At 73.5% G+C, this 20,916-nt stretch carries 20 protein-coding genes; 8 read left to right on the plus strand and 12 right to left on the minus strand.

The features are described from left to right. Positions 1 to 2: 2 nt before the first annotated feature. Genes PED38_RS11350 through PED38_RS11360 form a run of 3 tightly spaced genes read right to left on the minus strand, consistent with a single transcriptional unit; the run spans position 3 to position 4,092 of the window. A complete protein-coding gene (locus tag PED38_RS11350) occupies positions 3 to 1,022 on the minus strand; it encodes a glycosyltransferase family 2 protein (RefSeq protein ID WP_270981321.1) in 1,020 nt (339 codons plus the stop codon). Continuing rightward, positions 1,019 to 2,605 (minus strand): D-glycero-beta-D-manno-heptose 1-phosphate adenylyltransferase, encoded by a 1,587-nt coding sequence (gene rfaE2 / locus PED38_RS11355; RefSeq protein WP_270981324.1) that lies wholly within the window; start codon positions 2,603 to 2,605, stop codon positions 1,019 to 1,021. Before rfaE2 ends, PED38_RS11350 begins: the two co-directional genes overlap by 4 nt. After that, positions 2,602 to 4,092: an aldehyde dehydrogenase family protein gene (locus PED38_RS11360; protein ID WP_270981325.1), complete on the minus strand. Its 1,491-nt coding sequence runs from the start codon at positions 4,090 to 4,092 to the stop codon at positions 2,602 to 2,604. Before PED38_RS11360 ends, rfaE2 begins: the two co-directional genes overlap by 4 nt. 257 nt (positions 4,093 to 4,349) lie before the next feature. Between PED38_RS11360 and PED38_RS11365 the strand changes: the two genes are divergently transcribed. Together PED38_RS11365 and PED38_RS11370 are read left to right on the plus strand one after the other, a co-directional pair. Beyond that, positions 4,350 to 4,580 (plus strand): hypothetical protein, encoded by a 231-nt coding sequence (locus PED38_RS11365; RefSeq protein WP_063071588.1) that lies wholly within the window; start codon positions 4,350 to 4,352, stop codon positions 4,578 to 4,580. Beyond that, the gene (locus PED38_RS11370; protein ID WP_270981329.1) at positions 4,561 to 4,938 is read left to right on the plus strand and encodes a hypothetical protein; all 378 of its coding nucleotides are present in this window, start codon (positions 4,561 to 4,563) and stop codon (positions 4,936 to 4,938) included. Before PED38_RS11365 ends, PED38_RS11370 begins: the two co-directional genes overlap by 20 nt. Before the next feature lie 19 nt (positions 4,939 to 4,957). Here PED38_RS11370 and PED38_RS11375 read toward each other — a convergent pair whose 3' ends face one another. The 4 genes from PED38_RS11375 to PED38_RS11390 all read right to left on the minus strand — a co-directional run bounded on the left by PED38_RS11375 (position 4,958) and on the right by PED38_RS11390 (position 10,185). Continuing rightward, complete coding sequence (locus tag PED38_RS11375; protein ID WP_270981332.1) at positions 4,958 to 6,793, minus strand: glycoside hydrolase family 35 protein; 1,836 nt, start codon at positions 6,791 to 6,793, stop codon at positions 4,958 to 4,960. 83 nt (positions 6,794 to 6,876) lie between these two features. Next, positions 6,877 to 8,229 carry an ABC transporter substrate-binding protein gene (locus PED38_RS11380; RefSeq protein ID WP_270981333.1) on the minus strand — a complete coding sequence of 451 codons (1,353 nt, stop codon included), beginning with the start codon at positions 8,227 to 8,229 and terminating at the stop codon, positions 6,877 to 6,879. Between the two features lie 61 nt (positions 8,230 to 8,290). Further along, positions 8,291 to 9,241: a carbohydrate ABC transporter permease gene (locus PED38_RS11385; RefSeq protein WP_270981334.1), complete on the minus strand. Its 951-nt coding sequence runs from the start codon at positions 9,239 to 9,241 to the stop codon at positions 8,291 to 8,293. A 2-nt stretch (positions 9,242 to 9,243) separates the two neighbouring features. Then, complete coding sequence (locus PED38_RS11390) at positions 9,244 to 10,185, minus strand: carbohydrate ABC transporter permease (RefSeq protein WP_063071593.1); 942 nt, start codon at positions 10,183 to 10,185, stop codon at positions 9,244 to 9,246. A gap of 110 nt (positions 10,186 to 10,295) precedes the next feature. Between PED38_RS11390 and PED38_RS11395 the strand changes: the two genes are divergently transcribed. Further along, on the plus strand, positions 10,296 to 11,366 hold the full coding sequence (locus PED38_RS11395; RefSeq protein ID WP_270981335.1) for a LacI family DNA-binding transcriptional regulator: 1,071 nt from the start codon (positions 10,296 to 10,298) through the stop codon (positions 11,364 to 11,366). A 10-nt stretch (positions 11,367 to 11,376) separates the two neighbouring features. On the opposite strand, the gene PED38_RS11400 is transcribed toward PED38_RS11395, so the two are convergent. After that, positions 11,377 to 12,474 (minus strand): hypothetical protein, encoded by a 1,098-nt coding sequence (locus PED38_RS11400; RefSeq protein ID WP_270981336.1) that lies wholly within the window; start codon positions 12,472 to 12,474, stop codon positions 11,377 to 11,379. Between the two features lie 231 nt (positions 12,475 to 12,705). Here PED38_RS11400 and PED38_RS11405 point away from each other — a divergent pair, with 231 nt between their 5' ends. Both PED38_RS11405 and PED38_RS11410 read left to right on the plus strand, forming a co-directional pair. Continuing rightward, positions 12,706 to 13,842: a glycosyltransferase family 9 protein gene (locus tag PED38_RS11405; RefSeq protein WP_270981337.1), complete on the plus strand. Its 1,137-nt coding sequence runs from the start codon at positions 12,706 to 12,708 to the stop codon at positions 13,840 to 13,842. Between the two features lie 66 nt (positions 13,843 to 13,908). After that, on the plus strand, positions 13,909 to 14,403 hold the full coding sequence (locus PED38_RS11410) for an HIT family protein (protein WP_063071597.1): 495 nt from the start codon (positions 13,909 to 13,911) through the stop codon (positions 14,401 to 14,403). 72 nt (positions 14,404 to 14,475) lie between these two features. Here PED38_RS11410 and PED38_RS11415 read toward each other — a convergent pair whose 3' ends face one another. The 4 genes from PED38_RS11415 to PED38_RS11430 all read right to left on the minus strand — a co-directional run bounded on the left by PED38_RS11415 (position 14,476) and on the right by PED38_RS11430 (position 19,069). Next, positions 14,476 to 15,771 (minus strand): alpha/beta hydrolase, encoded by a 1,296-nt coding sequence (locus PED38_RS11415; protein ID WP_270981338.1) that lies wholly within the window; start codon positions 15,769 to 15,771, stop codon positions 14,476 to 14,478. A gap of 143 nt (positions 15,772 to 15,914) precedes the next feature. Beyond that, complete coding sequence (locus PED38_RS11420; protein ID WP_270981340.1) at positions 15,915 to 17,279, minus strand: glycoside hydrolase family 26 protein; 1,365 nt, start codon at positions 17,277 to 17,279, stop codon at positions 15,915 to 15,917. 111 nt (positions 17,280 to 17,390) lie between these two features. Further along, positions 17,391 to 18,407 carry a glycoside hydrolase family 26 protein gene (locus PED38_RS11425; RefSeq protein WP_270981341.1) on the minus strand — a complete coding sequence of 339 codons (1,017 nt, stop codon included), beginning with the start codon at positions 18,405 to 18,407 and terminating at the stop codon, positions 17,391 to 17,393. Between the two features lie 167 nt (positions 18,408 to 18,574). After that, the gene (locus PED38_RS11430) at positions 18,575 to 19,069 is read right to left on the minus strand and encodes a luciferase domain-containing protein (RefSeq protein WP_270981342.1); all 495 of its coding nucleotides are present in this window, start codon (positions 19,067 to 19,069) and stop codon (positions 18,575 to 18,577) included. A gap of 57 nt (positions 19,070 to 19,126) precedes the next feature. Between PED38_RS11430 and PED38_RS11435 the strand changes: the two genes are divergently transcribed. The 3 genes from PED38_RS11435 (at position 19,127) to PED38_RS11445 (ending at position 20,716) form a co-directional block, all read left to right on the plus strand. Continuing rightward, positions 19,127 to 19,561: a DUF6264 family protein gene (locus tag PED38_RS11435; protein ID WP_270981344.1), complete on the plus strand. Its 435-nt coding sequence runs from the start codon at positions 19,127 to 19,129 to the stop codon at positions 19,559 to 19,561. 52 nt (positions 19,562 to 19,613) lie between these two features. After that, the gene (locus PED38_RS11440; RefSeq protein ID WP_270981345.1) at positions 19,614 to 20,225 is read left to right on the plus strand and encodes a hypothetical protein; all 612 of its coding nucleotides are present in this window, start codon (positions 19,614 to 19,616) and stop codon (positions 20,223 to 20,225) included. Between the two features lie 113 nt (positions 20,226 to 20,338). Further along, positions 20,339 to 20,716 (plus strand): hypothetical protein, encoded by a 378-nt coding sequence (locus tag PED38_RS11445; RefSeq protein ID WP_270981347.1) that lies wholly within the window; start codon positions 20,339 to 20,341, stop codon positions 20,714 to 20,716. Positions 20,717 to 20,916 lie beyond the last annotated feature (200 nt).

A 20,916-nucleotide genomic window follows, 5' to 3' on the forward strand; every position in this document is an offset into this window, starting at 1 on the left:
GATCAGGAGCGGTCGGCGCGGAGGTCCACGCCGCCCACGGATCGAGTCGACTCCTCCGGCGGCGCGTCGCCTAGGTGCTCTTCCTGGGGATCCGACGGCTCCGGCGCATCCGGCGCATCCGGCCGCTCCGCCGCATCCGGCCGCTCCGCCGCCTCCGCCGCGAACAGCACGTCGAACGCGTCGACCTCACGCACGGGCAGCGTGGTCGGGGCCTCGAGGTGCACGGCACCGCTCGGGACGATGCCCGCGCCGCCGAAGCGCTCCATCACGCGCCACTGCGCCGCGACGTCCTCGCCGGAGTGCCGCTCGGGCAGCAGCTCCCAGAAGTCGAAGCCGCCCGTCTCCACCAGCGCGCGGCGCCGGTAGAGCACGCAGCCGCCGACCCACGCGATCCGGTACGCGAGCCAGGTGTCGACCTCGAGGTCGAGGTCGGCGGCGATGTGCGCGAGGTTCGCGGCGTTGTGCAGCGGCCAGCGGTCGAAGCCCGGGGTGCCCCGGCGGATGCGCTCCGGCTCGACCCCGTCGCCCCACGGGGTGAAGGCGGCGGCCTCGTGCGCGCGGCGGTCGTCGAGGTAGCTGAGGCCCTGCACGGCGGCGCCGACGAAGCCGATGTCGAGCGCCTCGAGGGCGTCGTGCATCCGCCGCAGCATGCCGGGCTCCAGCCACACGTCGTCGTCGAGGAACAGCACGGCGTCGGCCGTGGCGCGCGCGAGCAGCGACGCCCGGTGCTCGGCGATCCCGCGACGCGGCAGGTGCGCGACCACCTCGACCTCGCGGCCCTGCGCGCGGAGCACGCGGACCATGCCCTGCACGCTCGGCTCGACGGATGCGCGGGATCCGTCCGACTGGTCGCTCACGATCACGCGGAACGGCGGGTCGTCCTGCCCGGCGAGGCCCGAGAGCGTCACCGCGAGCTCGGCGGTGCGGCCCGCGGTGGGCACGAGCACGTCGATCGCGGGCGCGTCGGGCGCGCGGCCGGCGCCCCACTCGCCCGACCAGCGGCGGCTGCGGCCGGCGGTCACCGGGGAGCTCCCGGCGCGGGCTCCGGATCCGTCTCGGGGGCGGCTGCCCCGGCGTCGGGACCGGCGGGCGGGGCGGCGGACGCGGACGTCGCCGTCCCCGCGCGCCGCGTGAACCCGGGGTCGGGAGCGGAGGCGCGGATCCGGTCCACCATCGAGCTCGTCGACTGCGAGGGCACGTAGCCGAGGATCGACACCTCGCCGCCGTACCCGCGCACGACCGCGGTCTCGTCGAGCATCTCGGGCGTGTAGTCGCCGCCCTTCGCGTAGACGTCGGGCCGCACCGCCTCGAGCAGCGGGATGGGGGTGTCGGTGTCGAAGACGGTGATCACGTCGACGCAGGAGAGCTCGGCGAGCACGCCCGCGCGGTCCTCTGCGGTGTTCACCGGTCGGTCGGATCCCTTCAGCCGCCGCACGGAGTCGTCGCTGTTGAGCGCCACCACGAGCACGTCGCCGAGCCGCTTGGCCTGCCGGAGGTAGGTCGTGTGGCCGCGGTGCAGCACATCGAAGCAGCCGTTCGTGAAGACGATGCGGCGGCCCGCGGCGCGCTCGGCGGCCACGAGCTCGACGAGCTCCGCCTGCGACACGGTGCGGGAGCGCGTCTCGCCGAGGTGGTCGGCGAGGGTCGCGGCGGAGCACACGGACGTGCCGGGGAGGCGCACGACGACGTCGGCCGCGGCCTGCGCGAAGTCGGCGCTGACCTGGAGCGGGAGGCCCACGGCGCGCGCGAGCGTGAGGGCGGCGACGAACGTGTCGCCCGCGCCGGACGCCTGCTTCTCCGGCACCGGATGCGCGCGCGTGCGGTACGGCTCGCCCGCGCCGAGCACCACGGTGCCGTCGCGGTCGAGCGTGACGACGGCGGTGGCGGATCCGGATGCGGCCAGCACGGCGTCGGCGAGCCCCGCGATGACGGCGGCCCGGTCCTCGTCGCGCGCGAGCGGACGATCGATCAGGCGGCCGGTCTCGCCCGCGTTCGGCGTGATGAGGTCGGGGCGGAGCGGCGCCCACATGGCGGGATCGTGCGCATCGACCACGGTGAGGCCGGGGCGGCTCGACCGCGCGGCGAGCGACTCGAGCACCACGCCGTGCAGCGTGCCGGTGCCGTAGTCGGAGACGATCTCGGCGTCCGCGTCGGCGGTGGCCTCCAGCGCGGCGCGGGCGAGGGCGCGCGCGTCGTCGCGGTGCACGGATCCGCGGTGCACGTCGTCGACCCGGACGATCACCTGGTCGTCGCCCACGATGCGCGTCTTGGTGGTGGTGCGCAGGCGCGGCGAGTGCACGAGGCCGGACACGTCGACGCCCGCCGCCAGCAGCAGGTCGCGCACGCGGTCGCCCGCGGCGTCCTGGCCGACGAGGCCGACCATCCGCACGGTGCCGCCGAGGCTCGCGAGGTTCACCGCGGTGTTCGCGGCGCCGCCGAGCGACTGGATCCGCTCGGTCACGTCCACGACGGGTGCCGGCGCCTCGCGGGTCATGCGGTCGCTGTGGCCGCGCCACCACTCGTCGAGGATCACGTCGCCGATGACCGTGACGGTGGGCCGGCGCTCCGCGAGCAGGCCGATGATGCCGCGCAGCTCGCTGGTCATCGCGCGTCGCCCGCGTCGGTGCTGACCGAGCCGGAGGATGCCTCGGCCGGGGTGACGTCGCCCGCGTCGAGCACCGGCAGCCCGAGGTGCACGACCGTCGTGGTGCTCATCTCGTCGAGGAGCTCGGGGCCGTAGCCGAAGCCGGATCCGCTACGCCCGCGGGGCTGCGCGGCGCCGCCGGGTGCGCCGCCGAAGACGCCGTTGACCTTGATCGTGCCGACCGGCAGCTCGGCGGCCGCCCGCTGGGCGTGCTCCATCGATCCCGTGAGCACGCTCGCGGCGAGCCCGTACCGGTCGTCGGATGCGCGGGCGAGCGCCTCGTCGAAGTCCGCGACGACCTGCACGGCCGCGACGGGGCCGAACGTCTCGGCCGTCATGACGGTCATGTCGGCGGTGCAGTCGACGAGCACGGTGGCGGGGTAGCGGGATCCGGGGCCGTCGGGCACGCGCCCGCCGACGAGCGCGCGGGCGCCCTCGGTGAGCGCCTCCGCGATCTGCTCGTGCACGGCGTCGCGCATGCGCTCGTCGACCAGCGGGCCGAGGTCGCCGGAGGAGTTCCAGCGCTCGGCCTCCGCGACGAGCGCGGCGGTGAAGCGGTCGGCGATGGCGGCGTGCACGTAGATCCGCTCGACCGAGGTGCAGATCTGGCCGGCGTTGGCGAAGGACCCGAGGGCGGCCTGCGCGGCGGCCCACGCGGGGTCCACCCCGGCGTCGACGAGGAGCGGGTCGTTGCCGCCGTTCTCGCGGATCACGTGGGTGGGGGTGCCGGCGGCGCGGCGCGCGATGGCCTCGCCCGCGGCGGTGGATCCGACGTGCGCCACCACCTGCGTGTCCTCGTGCGCGACGAGCCGGTCGCCCACGTCGCCGCCGCCGACCACGGAGACGAGCACGCCCTCGGGCAGCGCGTCCGCGAGCACCCGGCCGAGCAGCTCGCCGGTGTGCGGGCAGCGCTCGCTCGGCTTGTGGACCACGGTGTTGCCCATCACGAGCGCCGCGCCGATGATGCCGGCCGCGACCGCGACGGGATCGTTCCACGGCGTGAGCGCGACCGTGACCCCGCGCGGCCGCGGCACCGAGAAGTCGACGTTCGGGAGCGTGCCGAGCAGCGACCTCCCGCGGTGCACGGGCCCGAGCTCGGAGTACTGGAGCAGCGTGTCGACGCCCGCGCCGACGCCGCCGAGCGCGTCGCCGATGGGCTTTCCGGTCTCGCGCGCGTTGAGCTCGGCGAGCTCCTCCGCGTGCTCGGCGAGCGCGTGGGCGGCACGGCGCACGGCCTGTCCGCGCTGGGCGGGCGGCATCGCGGCCCAGGCGGCGGATGCGGCGACCGAGCGGCGCACCGCGGCGTCCACCTCCTCGGGGCTCGACGCGTCGATGTCGCCCACGGGCGAGCCGTCGCGCGGATCCGTGATCCGCAGCGTCCCGGGTCCGGCCTCGGGCTCCTCGGGGTCGATCAGGGCATCCAGGGCGAGTGCGGTGTCCGTGGTCACAGGTCTCCTCGTGCGGTTCGGCGGCCCGCGCGGTGCGGCGCGGGCGGGCGGCGCTCGCGCGCCACCGGGCCCGTACCCACTTCCCCGCGCTCTCACACGGGGCGTCGGCTCCTCCCCGACGTCCGGATCCGCCCCTGGTCCCCGGATGCGCTGGTCGGCTACATTGGGCGCGCACCCGCCGACATGGTGCTCCCCTGACACCGCGATGGGCGCCCTCGTCCGAGAAGCACGGCGTTCCTCATGACGACCAGGTCCACGTGCTCCTCCATCCGAACTACGTCCAGCACCTGCGCAGCGAGGAACCTGATGGCGGACGCATCACGCTCTACATCGGCCACCCCCATGGTCAGACGGAGCGCGAGGTGGAGATCCTGGTGAGGACGTTCCCCGGAGCGCGGCGGGAGGCACTCGTCTTCCACGCCATGCCGCTGGGCCCGAAGTACCGCCGTTATCGAGAGGAGCACCCGGATGGCCGACATGACGGATGAGGAGCACGAAGCCCTCGCCACGCGACTCACGGATCCCGACCGCCCCGTCGAGGCCATGGGTCCGCCGCTGACGGGCGAGGCCGCGGCCGCCTACGGGCGCGCCTTCATGCTCCGCGAGTACGGATCCATGGAGGCCATCGAGAAGGCGATCGAGGATGCCCGGCGGTACGACGCCGAGAAGCGCGCGACCGCGGACCCGGACCCGAGCCCCGCCTCCGAGTCGGTCGTCCGCGCCGTCATCTCCGCCGCCGACTCCGCGGCCTTCCGCGAGCTGGAGCGGCGCAGCGGGCTGGAGCAGGCGGAGCTCGTGCGCCGCGCGGTGCACGAGCTCCTCGTCGCCGAGAAGCTCGTCAGCTGAGCGCTCCGGCCGCGCGCGGCTACGGCTCCAGGTGCCCCAGCTCCGGCTGCGCCAGGAACGACACGACCGGATCCGCCGCCGCACCCGTCTCGAACACGACGAGGTCGTTGCGGCCCGCGCGGAGCTGCGCGCCCGGCACGTAGAGCGTGTGCTGCGGGCCGCGGGTCCAGTAGCGGCCGAGCGCGAAGCCGTTGACGAACGCGACGCCCTTGCCCCACGAGCGCGTGTCGAGGAAGAGGTCGGCGGGCGCCTCCAGCTCGAACGACGCGTGCGCGAGCACGGGCCCGTCGAGGAAGCGGACGGGCGCATCGGGCTCAGCCGACGCATCCGCGTCCGGCACCTCGGCCCCGCGCGGCGCGTCCGCGATGACGGCCGCCGACGCCACCGCCGCGGCCATCGCGCCGAGGTCGAGCGGCAGGCTCTCCCAGCCCGTGAGCTCCTCGCCGTCGAGCGTCGCCGGCCCGATGAGGCCCTTCGCCTCGCCGATGCGCACGCCGTAGTTCACGCGCCCCTGGTCCTCCACGAGCACCTCGAGCATCCGGCCGGGCGGCACCGCGATCGCCGTCTCGTGCTGGTCGCGCTGGATCACGCCGACGCGTACGCCGTCCACCGACACCACGGCGCGGTCGCGCACCTCGCCGAACGACAGCACGCGCCCATCGTCGGACGCGGGCAGCGCGACGCGGTGCAGCGCGAACCCGCGGAACACGCCGAGCGCGTCCATCGACGTCACGGCGGGCGTCGCGCGCCAGGCGGCGGGATCCGCCACGAGGTCCGCGAGCGGCACGACCGCGTCGAACGCCGTCCGGAACGCGGGCGCGTCGCCGCGCTGCGCGGGCACCTCGTCGGGCACGGACCGGTAGCGGGCGATCACGTCGCGGAACGCGAAGAACTTAGGGCTCGGGGATCCGGTCTCGTCCAGCGGGGCGTCGTAGTCGTACGAGGTGACGTGCGACTGGTACGTGCCCTTGTGGTTGGCGCCGTTCGTGAAGCCGAAGTTGGTGCCGCCGTGGAACATGTAGATGTTCACGGACGCGCCCGCGGCGAGCAGCGCGTCGAGCTCGGCGGCGGCGTCGGCCGCGGAGGTCGTGTGGTGGTGCTCGCCCCAGTGGTCGAACCAGCCGTCCCAGAACTCGCTGCACATGAGCGGGCCGGTCGGCTGGTGGCGGCGCAGGGTGGCGAGGCGCTCGGTGGCGCGCGAGCCGAAGGACCCCGTGCGGTGCAGCTCGTCGAGGCTGCCGCGGGAGAGCATCTCGTCGGTGGGCTGGTCGACGGTCGTCAGCGGCACGATGATGCCGGACTCGCGCGTGAGGTCGACGAGGTGCCGGAGGTAGTCGGCGTCGTCGCCGTACGCGCCGTACTCATTCTCGATCTGCACGAGGATCACGGGCCCGCCCATGTCGATCTGCCGCGGCGCGACGATCTCGTACACGCGGCGGAGGAACTCGTCGACGGCCGCGAGGTACAGCGGCTCGCTGCGGCGGACGCCCACCGCGGGATCCTCGAACAGCCAGCCGGGGAGCCCGCCGCCGTCCCACTCCGCGCAGATGTAGGGGCCGGGGCGCACGATCGCGTGCATGCCCTCCGCGTGCACCAGGTCGAGGAAGCGGCCGAGGTCGAGGCCGTCGCTCGTGTCGAACGCGCCGCGCTCGGGGGAGTGGGCGTTCCAGGCGACGTACGTCTCGATGGTGTCGAGGCCCATGAGGCGGGCCTTGCGGATCCGGTCGGCCCACTGGTCGGGGTGCACGCGGAAGTAGTGGAGCGCGCCCGCGATGACGCGGTGCGGTCGGCCGTCGAGCTCGAAGTCGTCGGCGCCGATGCGGAAGCGGGTGCTGGTGGCGGGGAGGCCGGGCATGGTCGTGTCCTCAGGGGTGCGGGATGGCAGGGGAGAGGGGAGGCGCGACTCGCGTCGCACCTCCCCTCGTCGTGCGGGTGCTGCTACTTCACGTCGACGGAGAAGCCCTGCTGCTGGCCGTACTCGGCAGCCGCCTTGCCCCACGCCTCGAGGACGGGGTCGAGCGAGGTGCCGGCGGAGTACGCCGACGAGGCCGAGTCGCTGAAGATGCTGTTCGTGTAGACCTGGAAGGGCAGGTACTGCCAGTCCGGGACGACCTCCTTCGAGGCCGCGCTGAGCACCTCGTTGATCTTCTGGCCGCCGAAGTACTCGGGCGCCTCGGACAGGAACTCGGGGCTGTTCAGGTCCGCCGTGGTGGAGGGGAAGCCGCCGGCGTCGAAGGAGATCTTGCGACCCTCCTCGTTCGCGGTGGTGAACTTCGCGAACTCCGCCGCGACGAGCTTGTTGGCCGACTGCTGCATGACGGCGATGGAGGATCCGCCGCTCTCCGCGGTCGCGGTGTCGCCCGCGGTGTACTGCGGCATCGGGGCGACGCGCCACTGGCCGGAGCCCGCGGTGGCCTGCGCCTCGAGGTTGCCGGGCATCCAGGCGCCGGTGATCAGCGTCGCGATGGATCCGTCGCCGAGGCCGCGGAACCACTCGTCGGTCCAGCCGGGGGTCTGGGCGAGCGAGCCGTTGGCGACGAGCTGGTTCCACATGGCCGTGTACTTCTTGGCGCCCGCGTCCTGCATGTCGATGGTGACCTTGTCGCCGTCGACCTTGTAGGGCTTGCCGCCGGCCTGCCAGATCATGCTCGTGGTGAAGCCGGCGTCGCCGGAGTCGCTGGTGATGTACTGGTTCGGGTCGGCGGCGTGCATCTTCTCCGCCGCGGCCACGTACTCGTCCCACGTGGTGGGGACGGCGATCTGGTACTTGTCGAAGACGTCCTGGCGGTAGAACATCGCCATCGGGCCCGAGTCCTGCGGCAGCGCGTAGAGGGCGTCGCCCTCGGTGACCGCGTTCCAGGTGGACGCCGTGAACTGGTCCTTCAAGTCCGTGTAGCCGTAGCCCGAGAGGTCGGCGAGGGACTTGCCGAGCGCGAACTGCGGGATCGCGAAGTACTCGATCTGCGCCACGTCGGGAGCGCCCTTGCCCGCCTTGATGGCGTTCTGGAGCTTCGTGTACTGGTCGGCGCCGGTGCCGACGTTCTGCACGTCGACCGTGACCTTCGGGTGCGCCTTCTCGAACGCCTCGGCGATCGGCTTGATGGCCGGGGCCCAGCCCCAGACGGTGATGGAGGACTGCGTGTCGAGGGCCTTGGCGAGGTCGTCGGCCGAGGCGGAGTCGGCGCTGGCGCCGCCGGATCCGGAGGAGCACGCCGCGAGCGAGCCCGCGAGGACGATGCCGAGGCCGAGCGCGATGGCGCGCTTCGCCCTGGGGGGGAACGAGATGGACATGGTGGTGCCTTTCACTTCTTCGTGGTGGTGAGGGGAGGTGCGGTGGAGCTGTCGGAGGGCGCTACGCCTTGACGCCGCCGGCCGAGAGGCCGGACTGCCAGTAGCGCTGGAGGAAGAGGAACGCGATCACGATGGGGATGATCGCGAGGAACGAGCCCGTGATGACGAGGTTGTAGATCGGCTGGCCGCCCACGGTGGTGGACTGCGCGTTCCACTGGTTGAGGCCCACCGTGAGGGGGTACCAGCGGGAGTCGCTCAGCATGATCAGGGGCAGGAAGTAGTTGTTCCAGGTCGCGACGATCGAGAACAGCAGCACCGTGATGAGGCCGGGGCTGAGGAGCCGCAGGCTGATCGTGAAGAAGGTGCGGAGCTCGCTCGAGCCGTCCATCCGGGCCGCCTCGAGGATCTCGGTGGGCACCGAGTCGACCGCGTAGGTCCAGATGAGGTAGAGGCCGAAGGGGCTGATGAGCGACGGCAGGATGATCGCCCACGGGGTGTTCGTGAGGCCCATCTGGCTGAAGAGCAGGAAGGTCGGCACCGCGAGGGCCGTGCCCGGGATCGCGACGGCGCCGAGCACCACCGCGAACACGATCTTCTTGCCCGGGAAGTCGAACTTCGCCAGGCCGTAGCCCGCGAGGGTGGCGAGCAGCGTGGCGCCGCCCGCTCCGACCACCACGTAGATCAACGTGTTGCCGAGCCAGCGGACGAACTCGCCGTTGCCGTACGTGAGCACGCCCTGGATGTTGTCCCACAGCGCGAAGTCGCCCGAGAACCAGAGGCCGAACGAGCTGAACAGCGCGTCCTGCGTCTTGGTCGAGTTGACCAGGAGCCAGAAGAGCGGGAGCACGGAGTAGATCAGCAGCAGCGACATCACGATGGTGAGCACGATGCTGCGGCGCTCGCGCGGGGCGCCGGCGCTCTTGCGGCGCTTGGGGGAGCGCTCCGCGGGGGCGTCGCGGACGGGCGTGCCGGCGTCGGGCGCGGCGATGGGGGTTCCGGTGAGGGTCGACACGGTCAGCTGTCCTTCCGGGTGCCGACGAGCTGCACCACGTAGGCGACCACCATCGTCAGGACGCCCATGATGATCGCGATGGCGGCGGAGTAGTTGAACTCCTGTCCCGCGAAGGACAGGTTGTAGGCGTACATGTTCGGCGTGAAGAACGAGCTGATGCCGTTCGGCGCCAGCGTCTGCAGGATGTTCGGCTCGTTGAAGAGCTGGAAGCTGCCGATGATCGAGAAGATCACGCCGATGACCAGCGCACCGCGGATGGCGGGCAGCTTGATGCCGGTGACGATGCGGAACGGGCCCGCGCCGTCGAGCTCGGCGGCCTCGTAGAGGTCGGGCGAGATGACGCGGAGGGCCGCGTAGAACAGCAGCATGTTGTAGCCGACGAACTCCCACGTGACGATGTTGCCGATCGACGCGAGGATCCAGCTCTGCGAGAGCAGGTCGGGGAGGTCCCAGCCGGTGGCCTGCTCCAGGTTGCCGACGAGGCCGAAGCGGTTGCCGTAGATGAAGCCCCACATGAGCGCCGCGACGACCGCGGGGACGGCGTAGGGCAGGAAGATCGAGATGCGGAAGAACGCCGTGAGGTGGAGGCGGGCCGAGTCGAGCGCGAGCGCCGCGAAGAGGGCGACGAACAGCATGATCGGCACCTGCACCACGAGGAACAGCGCGACGCGGCCGAGCGCCTCCCAGAACTGCGCGTCCCGGAAGGCGCGCGTGTAGTTGTCGATGCCGACGAACGAGTTGCCGCCGATCATCCGCTCCTGGAACAGGCTGAGGTAGATCGAGTAGCCGACGGGCGCGATGAGCACGACGAGGAAGACCACGAGGAACGGTGCCACGAACCACAGCCCCGTCCAGCGTCGCTTGTCGCGTCGCATCGGGGCGCCGCTCGGGCGGGCCGCGTCGGGCGCCGTCGGCCGGGCGGCCGAGGTCGACATCGTCGTCATGTGCTTCCACTTCGTCGGGGGATCGCGGCGCCATCAGCCCGTCGGGGGAGGGCTGTCACCCACCTCGAGAAGATTGGGTGTTTGCGCAAACATCTGTGATGCTCGCAACCATGACATCTCCACCGTCGGCCGTCAAGTCGGGCGGCCGGCGCACGCCCGGCGGCCGCACCGTGTCGATGGCGGACGTCGCGGCGCACGCCGGCGTCTCCGCCCAGACCGTCTCCCGCGTGTCCAACGGCGCGCAGAACGTGGAGGCCTCGACCCGCCAGCGCGTGGTCGACGCGATGGCGGAGCTCGGCTACCGGCCGAACAGCGCGGCCCGGGCGCTGAAGACCGGCCGCTTCCGCAGCATCGGCATCATCATGTTCACGCTCTCGACCCTCGGGAACATGCGCACGCTCGACGCGATCGTCACCGCCGCATCCGATGCCGGGTACACGATCACGCTGATGCCCGTGCCGCACCCCACCGAGGGGGAGGTGGCCGGCGCGTTCAGCCGTCTGCAGGAGGAGGCGGTCGACGGGGTCGTCATCATCATCGAGGCGCACATGCTCGACCGCGCCGACGTGATCATCCCCGTGGGGCTGCCCGTCGTGATCATCGACTCCGACGCGGGCGACCCGTTCGTGGTCGTCGACACCGACCAGGAGCAGGGCACGCGGCTCGTCACCCAGCACCTGCTGGACCTCGGCCACACCGCGATCGTGCACGTCGCCGGCCCGTCCACCTCGTACTCCGCGGCCCGGCGCGCGGCGGAGTGGCGCGCGACGATGGTCGACGCCGGGCTCTCCCCGGAGGATCCCGCGCAGGGCGACTGGACCACCGCGTCCGGCTACCGCATCGGGAAGGAGCTCGGGCAGCGCGCCGACATCACCGGCATCGTGGCCGCGAACGACCAGATGGCCCTCGGGATCCTGCACGCGCTGCACGAGCTGGGCCGCGACGTGCCGGGGGACATCAGCGTGGTCGGCTTCGACGACACGGAGGAGTCGAGCTCGTTCTGGCCGCCGCTCACGACCGTGCACCAGGACTTCACCGAGATCGGCCGCCGCTCCATGCAGGTGCTGCTGGAGATGCTCGAGGGTCGCGCGCCGTCGCACGACCGCATCGTGCCGACGCGGCTCGTGGTGCGCGAGAGCGCGGCGGCGCCGCGGGCCGGCTCCCGGGCGACCCGCGGCTGAGCGCTCCGCGTCAGGTGCGCACGACCCCTCGTGCCGACGTCGCGCGGGATGCGCGCGGCGGCAGCGGCTTGCCCGGTGCGACCGTGCCCGTCGTCTGGATGAAGGTGTTGCCGCCCTCGAACAGCGCGTAGGTGTCCCCGGGTGAGTCGAGGTGGATCGCGATGGGGTTGTTCGAGTGGTCGAACCGGCAGCCCTCCACGATGACGCGGCCGCCGCTGCCGACCTCGAGGGCGGCGTACTGGCCGGATCCGGCCTGCGTGTTGTCGAAGACCACCCCCTTCACGTCGACGTCGCCGCGGAGCAGCGGCCGCCCCCGCATGAGCGGTCCGATGTGGTCGCCCACCAGGTTCACGTGGAGGTGCCCGGTGGTGGCGTAGCTGTCCTGCGCGTTCGCGCCGACGAGGATCCCGAGGCGCTCGGAGGCGAGCGGCTGGAGGCCGAAGCCCCAGTCCCAGCGGATGCTCGGATCGATGTCCGCGTACGCGCGCGAGTAGGAGAACGTGCTGTTCGAGATGGTGACGTCGTCGGCCCCGCGGGTCACCGACATGAGGTCGTCGGTGGTGTCGTACGCGACGATGCGGTCGATGGTCACGTGCGCGGCGCCGCGCACGCTGATGGCCTCGTAGTTGACGCCCGCGCCGTGCGGCCTCGTCGCGGCGCCGGAGAGCGCGACGAGGTCGGAGAGGCGGCCGTGCAGGGTGAGGTCGCGCACGGTCACGTCGTGGAGGGCGCCCGCGTAGGTGTGGTCGTAGATCCGCAGCTGGATGTTCACGAGCTCCACGGTCGGGGTGGCGCCCTCGATGAGCGTGCCGCTCGATGCCGCGTCGAGCACGTCGACGAAGACGGGAGAGGGGCCGCCGTAGAGCGACGTGGTGATGACGATGTGGTGCACGTGCTTCGCGATCGCGGTGCGCAGCGCATCGACGCTGGCGACGCGGGCGGTCGCGCCGGCGCCGGTCGCGGACGAGCCCGAGGTGAGGGCGGCGTTGGTGGTCGTCGCGGCGGCGGCGGGAGCGGCGGCGTCCGCCGGAGCGGTCGGGCCGGTGCCCGTGAGGGCGACGAGGAGGAGCGTGCCGGCGAGCGCGGCGGGCAGGGGACGGATGCGCATGGATGCCTCTCGGAGAGGCGCCGTGGCCCGCGGGCCGCGACGCGGGAGGATGCGCGGCGCCCCGTCTGGCGACGCGGCCACGCTGTCAGACGGCCGTCTGATGCGTCACCGTAACGGCGGGCTCGACGGTGTCGGGCGGCCTCCGCACAGCGCATCCCGCCCCAGCGTTTCGACCGGCCCGCCGCGGGGAACGGGGAGGGGGACCCGCCCGCCCGACCAGGAGGCCCGCCCGTGCCCGTCGTCGCCCCGCTCCACGAGACCTTCCCTCGCGTCCGCTCCATCGCCGTGCTGCGCGGCGGCGGGCTCGGCGACCTGATCTTCGCGCTGCCGGCCATCGCGGCGCTGCGGGCCGCGTACCCGGGCGCGCGGATCACGCTGCTCGGCACGCCGCTGCACCGCGCGCTGCTGGCGGGCCGGCCGGGCGCGCCCGAGGAGATCGAGGTGCTGCCGGTGGCGCACGGGGTGCGGGACGTGCCGGGCACGGATCCGGACCCCGCGGAGGTCGAGGCGTTCGCCGGCCGGATGCGCGAGCGCCGCTTCGACCTCGCCGTGCAGGTGCACGGCGGCGGCCGGAACTCGAACCCGTTCCTGCTGCGGCTCGGCGCGCGGCACACCGTGGGCACCGCGACCGACGACGCCGAGCGGCTCGAGCGCGTGATCCCGTACGTCTACTACCAGCACGAGGTGCTGCGCGGGCTCGAGGTCGCGGGGCTCGCGGGCGCGCGGATCGCCGACCTCGAGCCGGTCGTCGAGGTGACCGATGCCGAGCGCGACGCCGCCACGCGGCACCTGACGGGCGCGCCCGGCGGGCTCGTCGTGATCCACCCGGGCGCCACGGACGTGCGCCGCCGCTGGCCCGTGGAACGGTTCGCGGAGATCGCGCGCCGGGCCGCCGCCGACGACGCGCAGGTGGTCGTGGTCGGCGACGCGACGGATGCGCCCGACGCCGACCGCATCGTGGCGCTCGGCCGGGACGGCCTGCCGGCCGAGCAGGCCGCGCGCATCGCCTCGCTCGCCGACTCGCTCACGCTGGGCGAGCTGGCCGGCCTCTTCACCCACGCCGACGTCGTGCTCGGCAACGACAGCGGCCCGCGCCACCTCGCGCAGGCCGTGGGCGCGCGCACGGTCGGCGTGTTCTGGTTCGGCAACGTCATCAACGCGGGGGCGTTCGGCCGCACCCGGCACCGGATCCACATGGGCTGGACCACGCGCTGCCCCGTCTGCGGCGTCGACGTCACGCAGGTCGGCTGGACGGCGGAGCGCTGCGCCCACGACCCGTCGTACGTGGTCGACGTGCAGGTGGACGACGTGCACGCCGACGTGGAGCAGCTGCGGCGGGCGTCGCTCGGGGATCGCGTCGCGGTCTGAGGCCCGCGGCGGCCGCGCCTGGTGACGGGGCGCGCGCGGATCCGCCGGGTCGGCGAGCATCGGGGGATGGACTGGCGAGAGGACCGCATCGGCTCGGCCGTGCGCGGCGAGAACCCGACCGTGCTGCGCGAGCTGGGAGCGGGGTACGCCGTCATCGGCGACGTGCAGTTCCTCCCCGGGTACTGCGTGCTCCTCGCGAAGGACGCGCAGGCGACCGCGCTCGCCGAGCTGCCCCGGCTCGAGCGCGTGCGCTTCCTGGCGGACGCCGACCTGCTCGCGACCGCGGTCGAGCGCGCGTGCCGGGCGGCGGATCCGGCCTTCCGTCGCGTGAACCTCGAGGTGCTGGGCAACGCGGACGCCTTCGTGCACGCCCACGTCTGGCCGCGGTACGCGTGGGAGCCGCCGGCGCTCACGCGGCGTCCGGTGTGGCTGCACGCGGAGGAGCGGTGGGCGGATCCGGCGACGGCGCTGGGCGACGCGCACGCAACGCTGCGGGCGCGGATCACGGCGGAGCTCGACGCGCTCGTGGCGGCGGACGACGTCTCAGTCCGCGCCGGCTGAGACGAAACATCTCGGTCGCCCTCTCGGCGAACGATCAACTCGGAGTTGAGTGTTGCTTCGGTGACCTCGCCGTCATCGAGGATCGGTCGCGAGCGCCTCCGTCGGCCGCATCGTCGTCGCGATCGCCGCGTTGCGCAGCGACTCGGTGCCCGCGTCGAGGTAGCCGAAGCTGCGCTCGTGGGCGGCGTACTCCTGCTTGCGCAGGGTCGGATCCTGGATGGTCGTCCACGCCGCCGACCGCGGGTCGTCGTTCCAGCGCGAGTGCAGCACCGGGGCGTGGCCGGTCACCGGGAGGAGGCCGCGCGACGGATCGCCGTCGACCTGGATCACGGTGGCGCCGAAGCCGGGCGCACGCGGATCCTGCCGCGACAGCCGGCCCCACACCGCCTCCGCGTCGTCGGCCGCCTCGCCCGCGTAGACGTGCCGGGCGTGCAGGTCACGCACGCCGGCGATGCCATCCTCGACGCCGGCCGAGCCGAGCATGACGAACGAGTAGACGCCGAGGTCGCGGGCGGCGAGCGCGTCGGCGGCCATCGTGGAACCGTACGAGTGCGCGATGACGCTCACGGTGGCGAGGTCGCCGTGCGCGCGCGCCGCCCGTAGGCCTTGGATCTCGCTCGCCAGCAGCGGGGCGCCGCGCTCCGCGCTGTCGCCGAGCGTCGCGTCGATGCCGGGGGCCGGCGTCCGGTAGCCGATCCACGCGACCACGGCGTGTGCGGCCGGCGCGCCCACGGCCGCCTGCGCGTCGTACACGTTCTGCGCGGTCTCGGTCCAGAGCTGCATGTCGTCGGTGTAGGTGCCCATGCCGGGGACGGTGAAGGTGACCTGGCGCGCGGTGTCGAGATCACCCACGGCGATGGCGGCGAGCGGCGGATCCCGGTGCGTGAACGACACGAGGGTGCGCCGCGGCCCGCCCTTCGACCGGAGCGCCTCGTGGATCGCGGTGAGGGCGGTGAGCCGGTCGCGCGCGGCCGCGTCGCCGGGGTGCGCCGCGACCGCCGCCTCCTCGGTCGCGAGACGCGCCGCCAGCTGGCGGCGGTTGGCGGCGTCGCGGGAGGCGTAGTCCACGCCGTCGAGGTTGCCGATGAGACCGGACGAGTGCCGGATCAGGGTGCGCTGGCGCTTCCGGTCCTTCGCGGCCCACCAGCTGACGACGTGTGCGGGAGCGGCGTCGCGCACCTGCAGCTCGAGGGACGGGTGCGCGGCGATCATGCGCTGCGCCTGCGCGTCGGAGAGGGCGGCGTACCGGTCGAGCTGCGCGAACCCCGCGTCGACACCGCCTCCGGGCGGGGCCGGGAGGATGAGGAGCCCGACGAGCACGGCGGCGAGGGCGAGCGCAGTCTCGCGTCGACGATGCGCCCGGGTCACGTGCGCCTCCTCATCGGGCGCTCCGCCGGAAGGGTGCGCTCGTCAGATGGTAGGTCGTCCGGATCGGGCTCCGGCCGTGCACCGACTGCACGCGCGCTGGACACCGGGCATGCGCTCGCCGTGCACGGGAGGCGGACAGCGGGTCAGCCGCGCCGCAACGCGAGCGCGTCGCGGAGGGCGGTGGCGGAGGCCGCGGTGCTGTCGATGCGCCAGTCCGCCTCCTTCTGGAAGTCGAACCACACGAAGCCGAGCACGTCGGGCTGTGCCTGCAGGTACGCGACGAGGTCGCGGTTCCAGGCGGACTTGGATCCGCCGACCTCGCTCGACGCCACCTCGCCGATGACGAGCGGCTTGCCGGGCGCGACCGCGCGGAGGCGGTCGATGCCGGGGCCGAACAGCGTGGCCGGATCCGTCCACCGCTGGCCGGGCGCGGAGCCCCAGTTGTAGCCGTCGAGCGCGACGACGTCGACCTGGTCGCTGCCGGGGTAGAGCGAGGCGAGGTCGGTGGATCCCGGGTACGGCACGTTCGGGCTCCACACCCACTTCACGTTGGTGGCACCCTGCGCGGCGATGAGGTCGTGCACGTGCTTCCACGCCGCGACGTAGGAGCCGGGCGCGTTGCCGTTGACGCCGTCCGACCACGGGTACCAGTTGCCGTTCATCTCGTGGCCGTAGCGGAGGTAGACGGTCTTGCCGTACTTCGCGAGGTCGGCGCCCCACGAGCGGATGTAGGCGTCGTGGTCGCCGGCGACGATGCGCGCATTCGTGTACGCGGACTGGGTGGTGCCCGCGCCGCCCTGCCACGGCTCCCACGTGAGGAGGCTGTCGGCGCCGCGCGCGGCGACGCTCTGGAGGCCCTGGATCGGGGCCGGGTGCGTGAAGTCGACGTGGCTCATCACGATGGACGGGCTCTCGCCGAGCTCGACGGAGGCGGCGTCGAGCTCGCCGTTCGCGGTGGGGCCGCCGGGGGTCGAGAGGCCGAGGCGCAGGCGGGCGGAGCTGATGGCGGGGGCCGACGAGGTGGCGGGGGCGGGCGTCGCGGCGGCCGGGACGGTCGGCGTCGCGGCGGGCGCCGGGGTCGTCGTCGGCGCGGGCGCCGGGGTGGCGAGGCGGGCGGATCCGCTCGACTTCGCCGGGGCCACCGTGAACGTCGTCGCGGCGGAGCGCGTGCCGGAGGTCGCGGTGATCTTGATGGTCGAGAGCGCGGTGCGGGGGATGGAGATCGCGGTCGTGAACGTGCCCGTGGCGGTGGTCGTGATGCTCTTCGCGGCGGACCCGGCGGCGACGACCGCGGCCTTCTTCGCCGTGAAGCCCCTGCCCGTGACGGTCACGGCCGTGCCGACGGGGCCGGAGGCGACGGAGAGGACGACCGCGGCGGGGGCCGTGGGGACGGGCTGCGCCGCGGCGGCGCGGGAGGCGACGGCCGGTGCGACGAGCACGGTCGCCGTCACGACCGCCGGTGCGACGGCGGTGACGACAGCGCATTTGAGGCGGCGACGAGTGGGCATGGCATAGGGTCCTTCCCCCGATGGATGTATGCGATCGTATGTACTTCGGCGCCCTCCGTCCAGCGGATGTCCGTCTGGCGACGGGATCCGCTGGCGGGGGCTGAGCGGCTATCAGACGCGGCGGGCGGCGAGCGCGTCGCGGATGGCCGTGGCGGAGGCCGCGGAGCTGCCGATGCGCCAGTCCGCCTCCTTGTCCATGTCGAACCAGACGAAGGCGACCACGTCGGGCTGGGCCTGCAGGAACGCGACGAGGTCGGTGTCCCACGCGGCCTTGGATCCGCCCACCTCGGACGACGCGGTCTCGGCGATGATGATGGGCTTGCCCGCCGCGACGGCGCGCAGCCGCTCGAGGCCGAAGCCGAAGAGGTCGGACGGCGAGACCCAGGCGCGGCCGGCGACGCCGGTGCCCCAGTTGTACCCGTCGAGCCCGACGACGTCGACGTACGCGGCGCCCGGGTAGAGGCCGGCGAGCGGGGTGGATCCGGTGTACGGCACGTTCGGGGTCCACACCCAGCGCACGTTGGTGGCGCCCTGGGCGACGACGACGTCGTGCACGTGCTTCCACGCGGCGGCGTAGGAGCCCGGCGCGTTGCCGTTGACCCCCTCGGCCCACGGGTACCAGTCGCCGTTCATCTCGTGCGCGTAGCGGAGGGAGACGGGGCCGCCCCAGGCGGCCAGCTGGGTGCCCCACTCGCGGAGGTAGGCGTCGTGATCGCCCGCGAGGATGCTCGCGTTCGAGAAGCCGGGCTGGTCTACGCCCGCTCCGGCCTTCCACGGCTCCCACGTGAGGAGGCTCTCGGCGCCACGGGCGCGGACCTGGTCGAGGGCGGCGATGGGCGGCGCCTGCGTGAAGTCGGCATAGGAGAGCACGATGCTCGGGTCCTCGCCGACCTGCGCGGCGACCTGGTCGAGCTCGCCGCCGGCGGTGGGACCGCCGGGGGTCGCGACGCCGAAGCGGAGCCGGGCGTCGGAGACGGTGGGGGCGGCGCTGACGGCGGTCGGCGCGGTGCTCGCGGCGCCGCTGCTGGCGGCGTTGGCGGGGGATGCTGCGGTGAGGATCCCGGCGGTGAGGGCGGCACCCAGGAGGAGGGTGGTCGCGAGGCGGATGGGGCGGTGGTGGTGCTGCATTGTGTCCAATTTTCTGCGGATGTCCGCTCCCTGGAAGCTATCCGACGCTCCTCGGGCTGGACCGCCCGATGTCCGCTCACGGCCGGACGGTCAGGTGATGGTCGGGTCCGCTCGCGTCCGCGCATCCGTCCGCCCGTGCGCCCGTGATCTGCCGAGCGGCGACGCGCTCAGCCCTCGGCGACGGGGAGGTGCGCCGGCTGCTCGTCGCCGGGGTCGCGCGCGAAGGCGATGGACTCCTCGATCAGGCTGACCACCACGTCGACCTCCGCCGCGTCGCGCGGGCCGTAGACGAGGAACTCGGTGCCGTAGTCCTCGTACTGGTGCGGCGTCGCCCAGCCGAGCGCGGTCAGCTCGGTGCCGCGGGGGACCGGGAGGCAGAGGTGCAGGGACGTGTCGTCGACGCCGTGCAGGTGCACGGGCTCGAGGCGGCCCTCCGGCGCGAGCGACGCCCAGGGGACGATCGGCTCGGCGAGGTCCTCGAGGAAGAGGCCGCGCGACGTGGCGGGGGACACCTGGCTGTGGCTCTCGCGCACCCCGGGCAGCGCGAACGCGCGCGCGACGAGACGGCCCCAGAGCTCCGGTGTCGCGCGGTCGGTGAGCTGCCGCTGCGGGCCCTCGTCGGAGAGGGTCGGGCGCGGGCCGCGGCGTGGGGTGGAGATCACCCGTCGAACGTATCGGCGTGGCTAGGGTGCCGGAAACCCCCGGACGACGGAGACGCGATGAGCTACGACGAGTACGAGCACGCCTTCGATGAGGCGCCGCGCGCCGGTGTCCGCAGGTCGCGCGTGCCGTGGGCCGGACGGCGGGAGCCGCGCGTGCGGAAGGCGCCGGGGTGGGGCGACCGGGTCGCGGTGGTGATCCTCTTGGGCGTCGAGGGGATCGTCGCGTGCGGGGCGTACCTGCAGGTCCTCCTCAGCGGCATGTTCTTCGACCGATGCGCGGACCCGTCCCTCACCTGCGACTACGCGCTCGGGGACGTGGTGATGACGGTGGCGCGCGCCGCGGTGGCTGTCGTCGTGATCCTGTCGGTGGTCGCCGTCGTCCTCCGGAGCGTGCGGCGGCGGTCGGCGTGGTGGGTGCCGCTCGCCGGGTGCGTCGCCCTGGTCGCCGTGACGTACGGCACCGGAGGCCTCATGGATCTCGCGGCGACGTGAGCCGAGCCCGCCGCCGTGGGAGCGTGGGACGCATCCGACCCGAGGAGCCCGCATGACCACGTACCCGTACGAGTCGCAGTGGGGCGACCTCGCCTGCAACGCGCCCCTCATCGAGCGCGGCGAGAGCCCGGCCGGGTTCTTCGACTGGCGCACCGAGGGCTATCCGTCGGAGGCCGAGTACCTCTTCTGGTCCGGGCACGTGTGTGGGCTGGCGGGGCTGCGGTCGGTGCTCAAGGCGTGGATCCCCGCGGCCGGCGCGCTCGGCATGCACGAGCTGATCACGCGCGCCGTCGCCCGCGCCGCCCTCACGCGTGACGGCGACGACGTCGGCGGGCTGTACTACCGGCCGTTCGCGGAGTGGGTGCGCGACGACTTCGGGATCGAGGCGCTCGTGCACCCGCGGATCGACGTGCCCGAGCTGCTCGCCGAGGTGGGCGAGGGGCGGGTGGTGCTCGCGTCGGTGTCGTCGGAGATCCGGTACCCGGAGCGGCCGGCGACCCGGCGCGGCGGGCACCTCGTGCTGGTGCACGCGTTCGACGGGGAGACAGCGACGTTCCACAACCCGTCGGGCGTGGGATCCACGGCGGCGGACGCGCGGCTCGGGGTGGCGGACTTCGCGCGGTTCTCGGCCGAGCGCGGGGTGACGCTGGTGCGGCCGGGCTGAGCGGACGCGACTCGCGGATCGCCCGCGCCGCAAGACCCTTCCGCGGCGGACGCCGGACCGCTACCGTCGCGCACACCCGCCGATGCGCGGGCCCGACTCCGACGGAGGACACCATGAGCCAGCAGCAGACCGCGCAGCGCCCGAGCCTCGCCGGGCCGGAGCCGATCCGGCCGCCGTACGACGCGCGGCTCGCGATGATCCTGCTCGTGACCGAGGGGGTGTTCGCGTTCGTCGGGCTCATCGCGATGGTGGTCGCGAGCTGGCTGCCGGACCGCTGCGGCACACCCGGCTGCGACTTCGCCCTCGGCCTGCTGGCCTCGCGGCTCTGGGTCGCGGGCACGATCGGCGTCCTCGTCCTCTCCCTCGTCGCGACGGTCGTCTGCCGCACGCGCCGCGTGAACGCATGGTGGGCGCCGGCGACCGGCATCGCGCTGATCGTGGGGATCAACGTGGCGGCGCAGATCATGACGGGGATCGCGACGACGCACTGACGGATGCCCGACGGACGAGACGAGCCCGGCCCCGCGCGATGCGGGGCCGGGCTCGTCTCATGCGCGCAGGGCGCGGATTAGCCGCAGATTTCCTGACAGCGAGACTGGCCAAGGACAAGCATTGCGATATTAGCGACGGCGGCCGTGTCGTTGCGGAGGTGAACGAGTCCATCCCTGCGGGACGTTAGGTGACTTTCTGG

Source organism: Clavibacter sp. CT19, from assembly GCF_027858075.1.
GTDB classification, from domain to species: Bacteria; Actinomycetota; Actinomycetes; order Actinomycetales; family Microbacteriaceae; genus Clavibacter; species Clavibacter tessellarius_A.

Excerpts from the sequence above, each read along its gene's own strand:
- PED38_RS11400 (WP_270981336.1), bottom strand. The coding sequence starts at position 12,474 with ATGCGCATCCGTCCCCTGCCCGCCGCGCTCGCCGGCACGCTCCTCCTC.
- PED38_RS11395 (WP_270981335.1), top strand. The coding sequence starts at position 10,296 with ATGACATCTCCACCGTCGGCCGTCAAGTCGGGCGGCCGGCGCACGCCC.
- PED38_RS11380 (WP_270981333.1), bottom strand. The coding sequence starts at position 8,229 with ATGTCCATCTCGTTCCCCCCCAGGGCGAAGCGCGCCATCGCGCTCGGC.
- PED38_RS11440 (WP_270981345.1), top strand. The coding sequence starts at position 19,614 with ATGACCACGTACCCGTACGAGTCGCAGTGGGGCGACCTCGCCTGCAAC.
- PED38_RS11420 (WP_270981340.1), bottom strand. The coding sequence starts at position 17,279 with ATGCCCACTCGTCGCCGCCTCAAATGCGCTGTCGTCACCGCCGTCGCA.
- PED38_RS11425 (WP_270981341.1), bottom strand. The coding sequence starts at position 18,407 with ATGCAGCACCACCACCGCCCCATCCGCCTCGCGACCACCCTCCTCCTG.
- PED38_RS11445 (WP_270981347.1), top strand. The coding sequence starts at position 20,339 with ATGAGCCAGCAGCAGACCGCGCAGCGCCCGAGCCTCGCCGGGCCGGAG.
- PED38_RS11375 (WP_270981332.1), bottom strand. The coding sequence starts at position 6,793 with ATGCCCGGCCTCCCCGCCACCAGCACCCGCTTCCGCATCGGCGCCGAC.
- rfaE2 (WP_270981324.1), bottom strand. The coding sequence starts at position 2,605 with ATGACCAGCGAGCTGCGCGGCATCATCGGCCTGCTCGCGGAGCGCCGG.
- PED38_RS11435 (WP_270981344.1), top strand. The coding sequence starts at position 19,127 with ATGAGCTACGACGAGTACGAGCACGCCTTCGATGAGGCGCCGCGCGCC.
- PED38_RS11370 (WP_270981329.1), top strand. The coding sequence starts at position 4,561 with ATGGCCGACATGACGGATGAGGAGCACGAAGCCCTCGCCACGCGACTC.
- PED38_RS11410 (WP_063071597.1), top strand. The coding sequence starts at position 13,909 with ATGGACTGGCGAGAGGACCGCATCGGCTCGGCCGTGCGCGGCGAGAAC.
- PED38_RS11390 (WP_063071593.1), bottom strand. The coding sequence starts at position 10,185 with ATGACGACGATGTCGACCTCGGCCGCCCGGCCGACGGCGCCCGACGCG.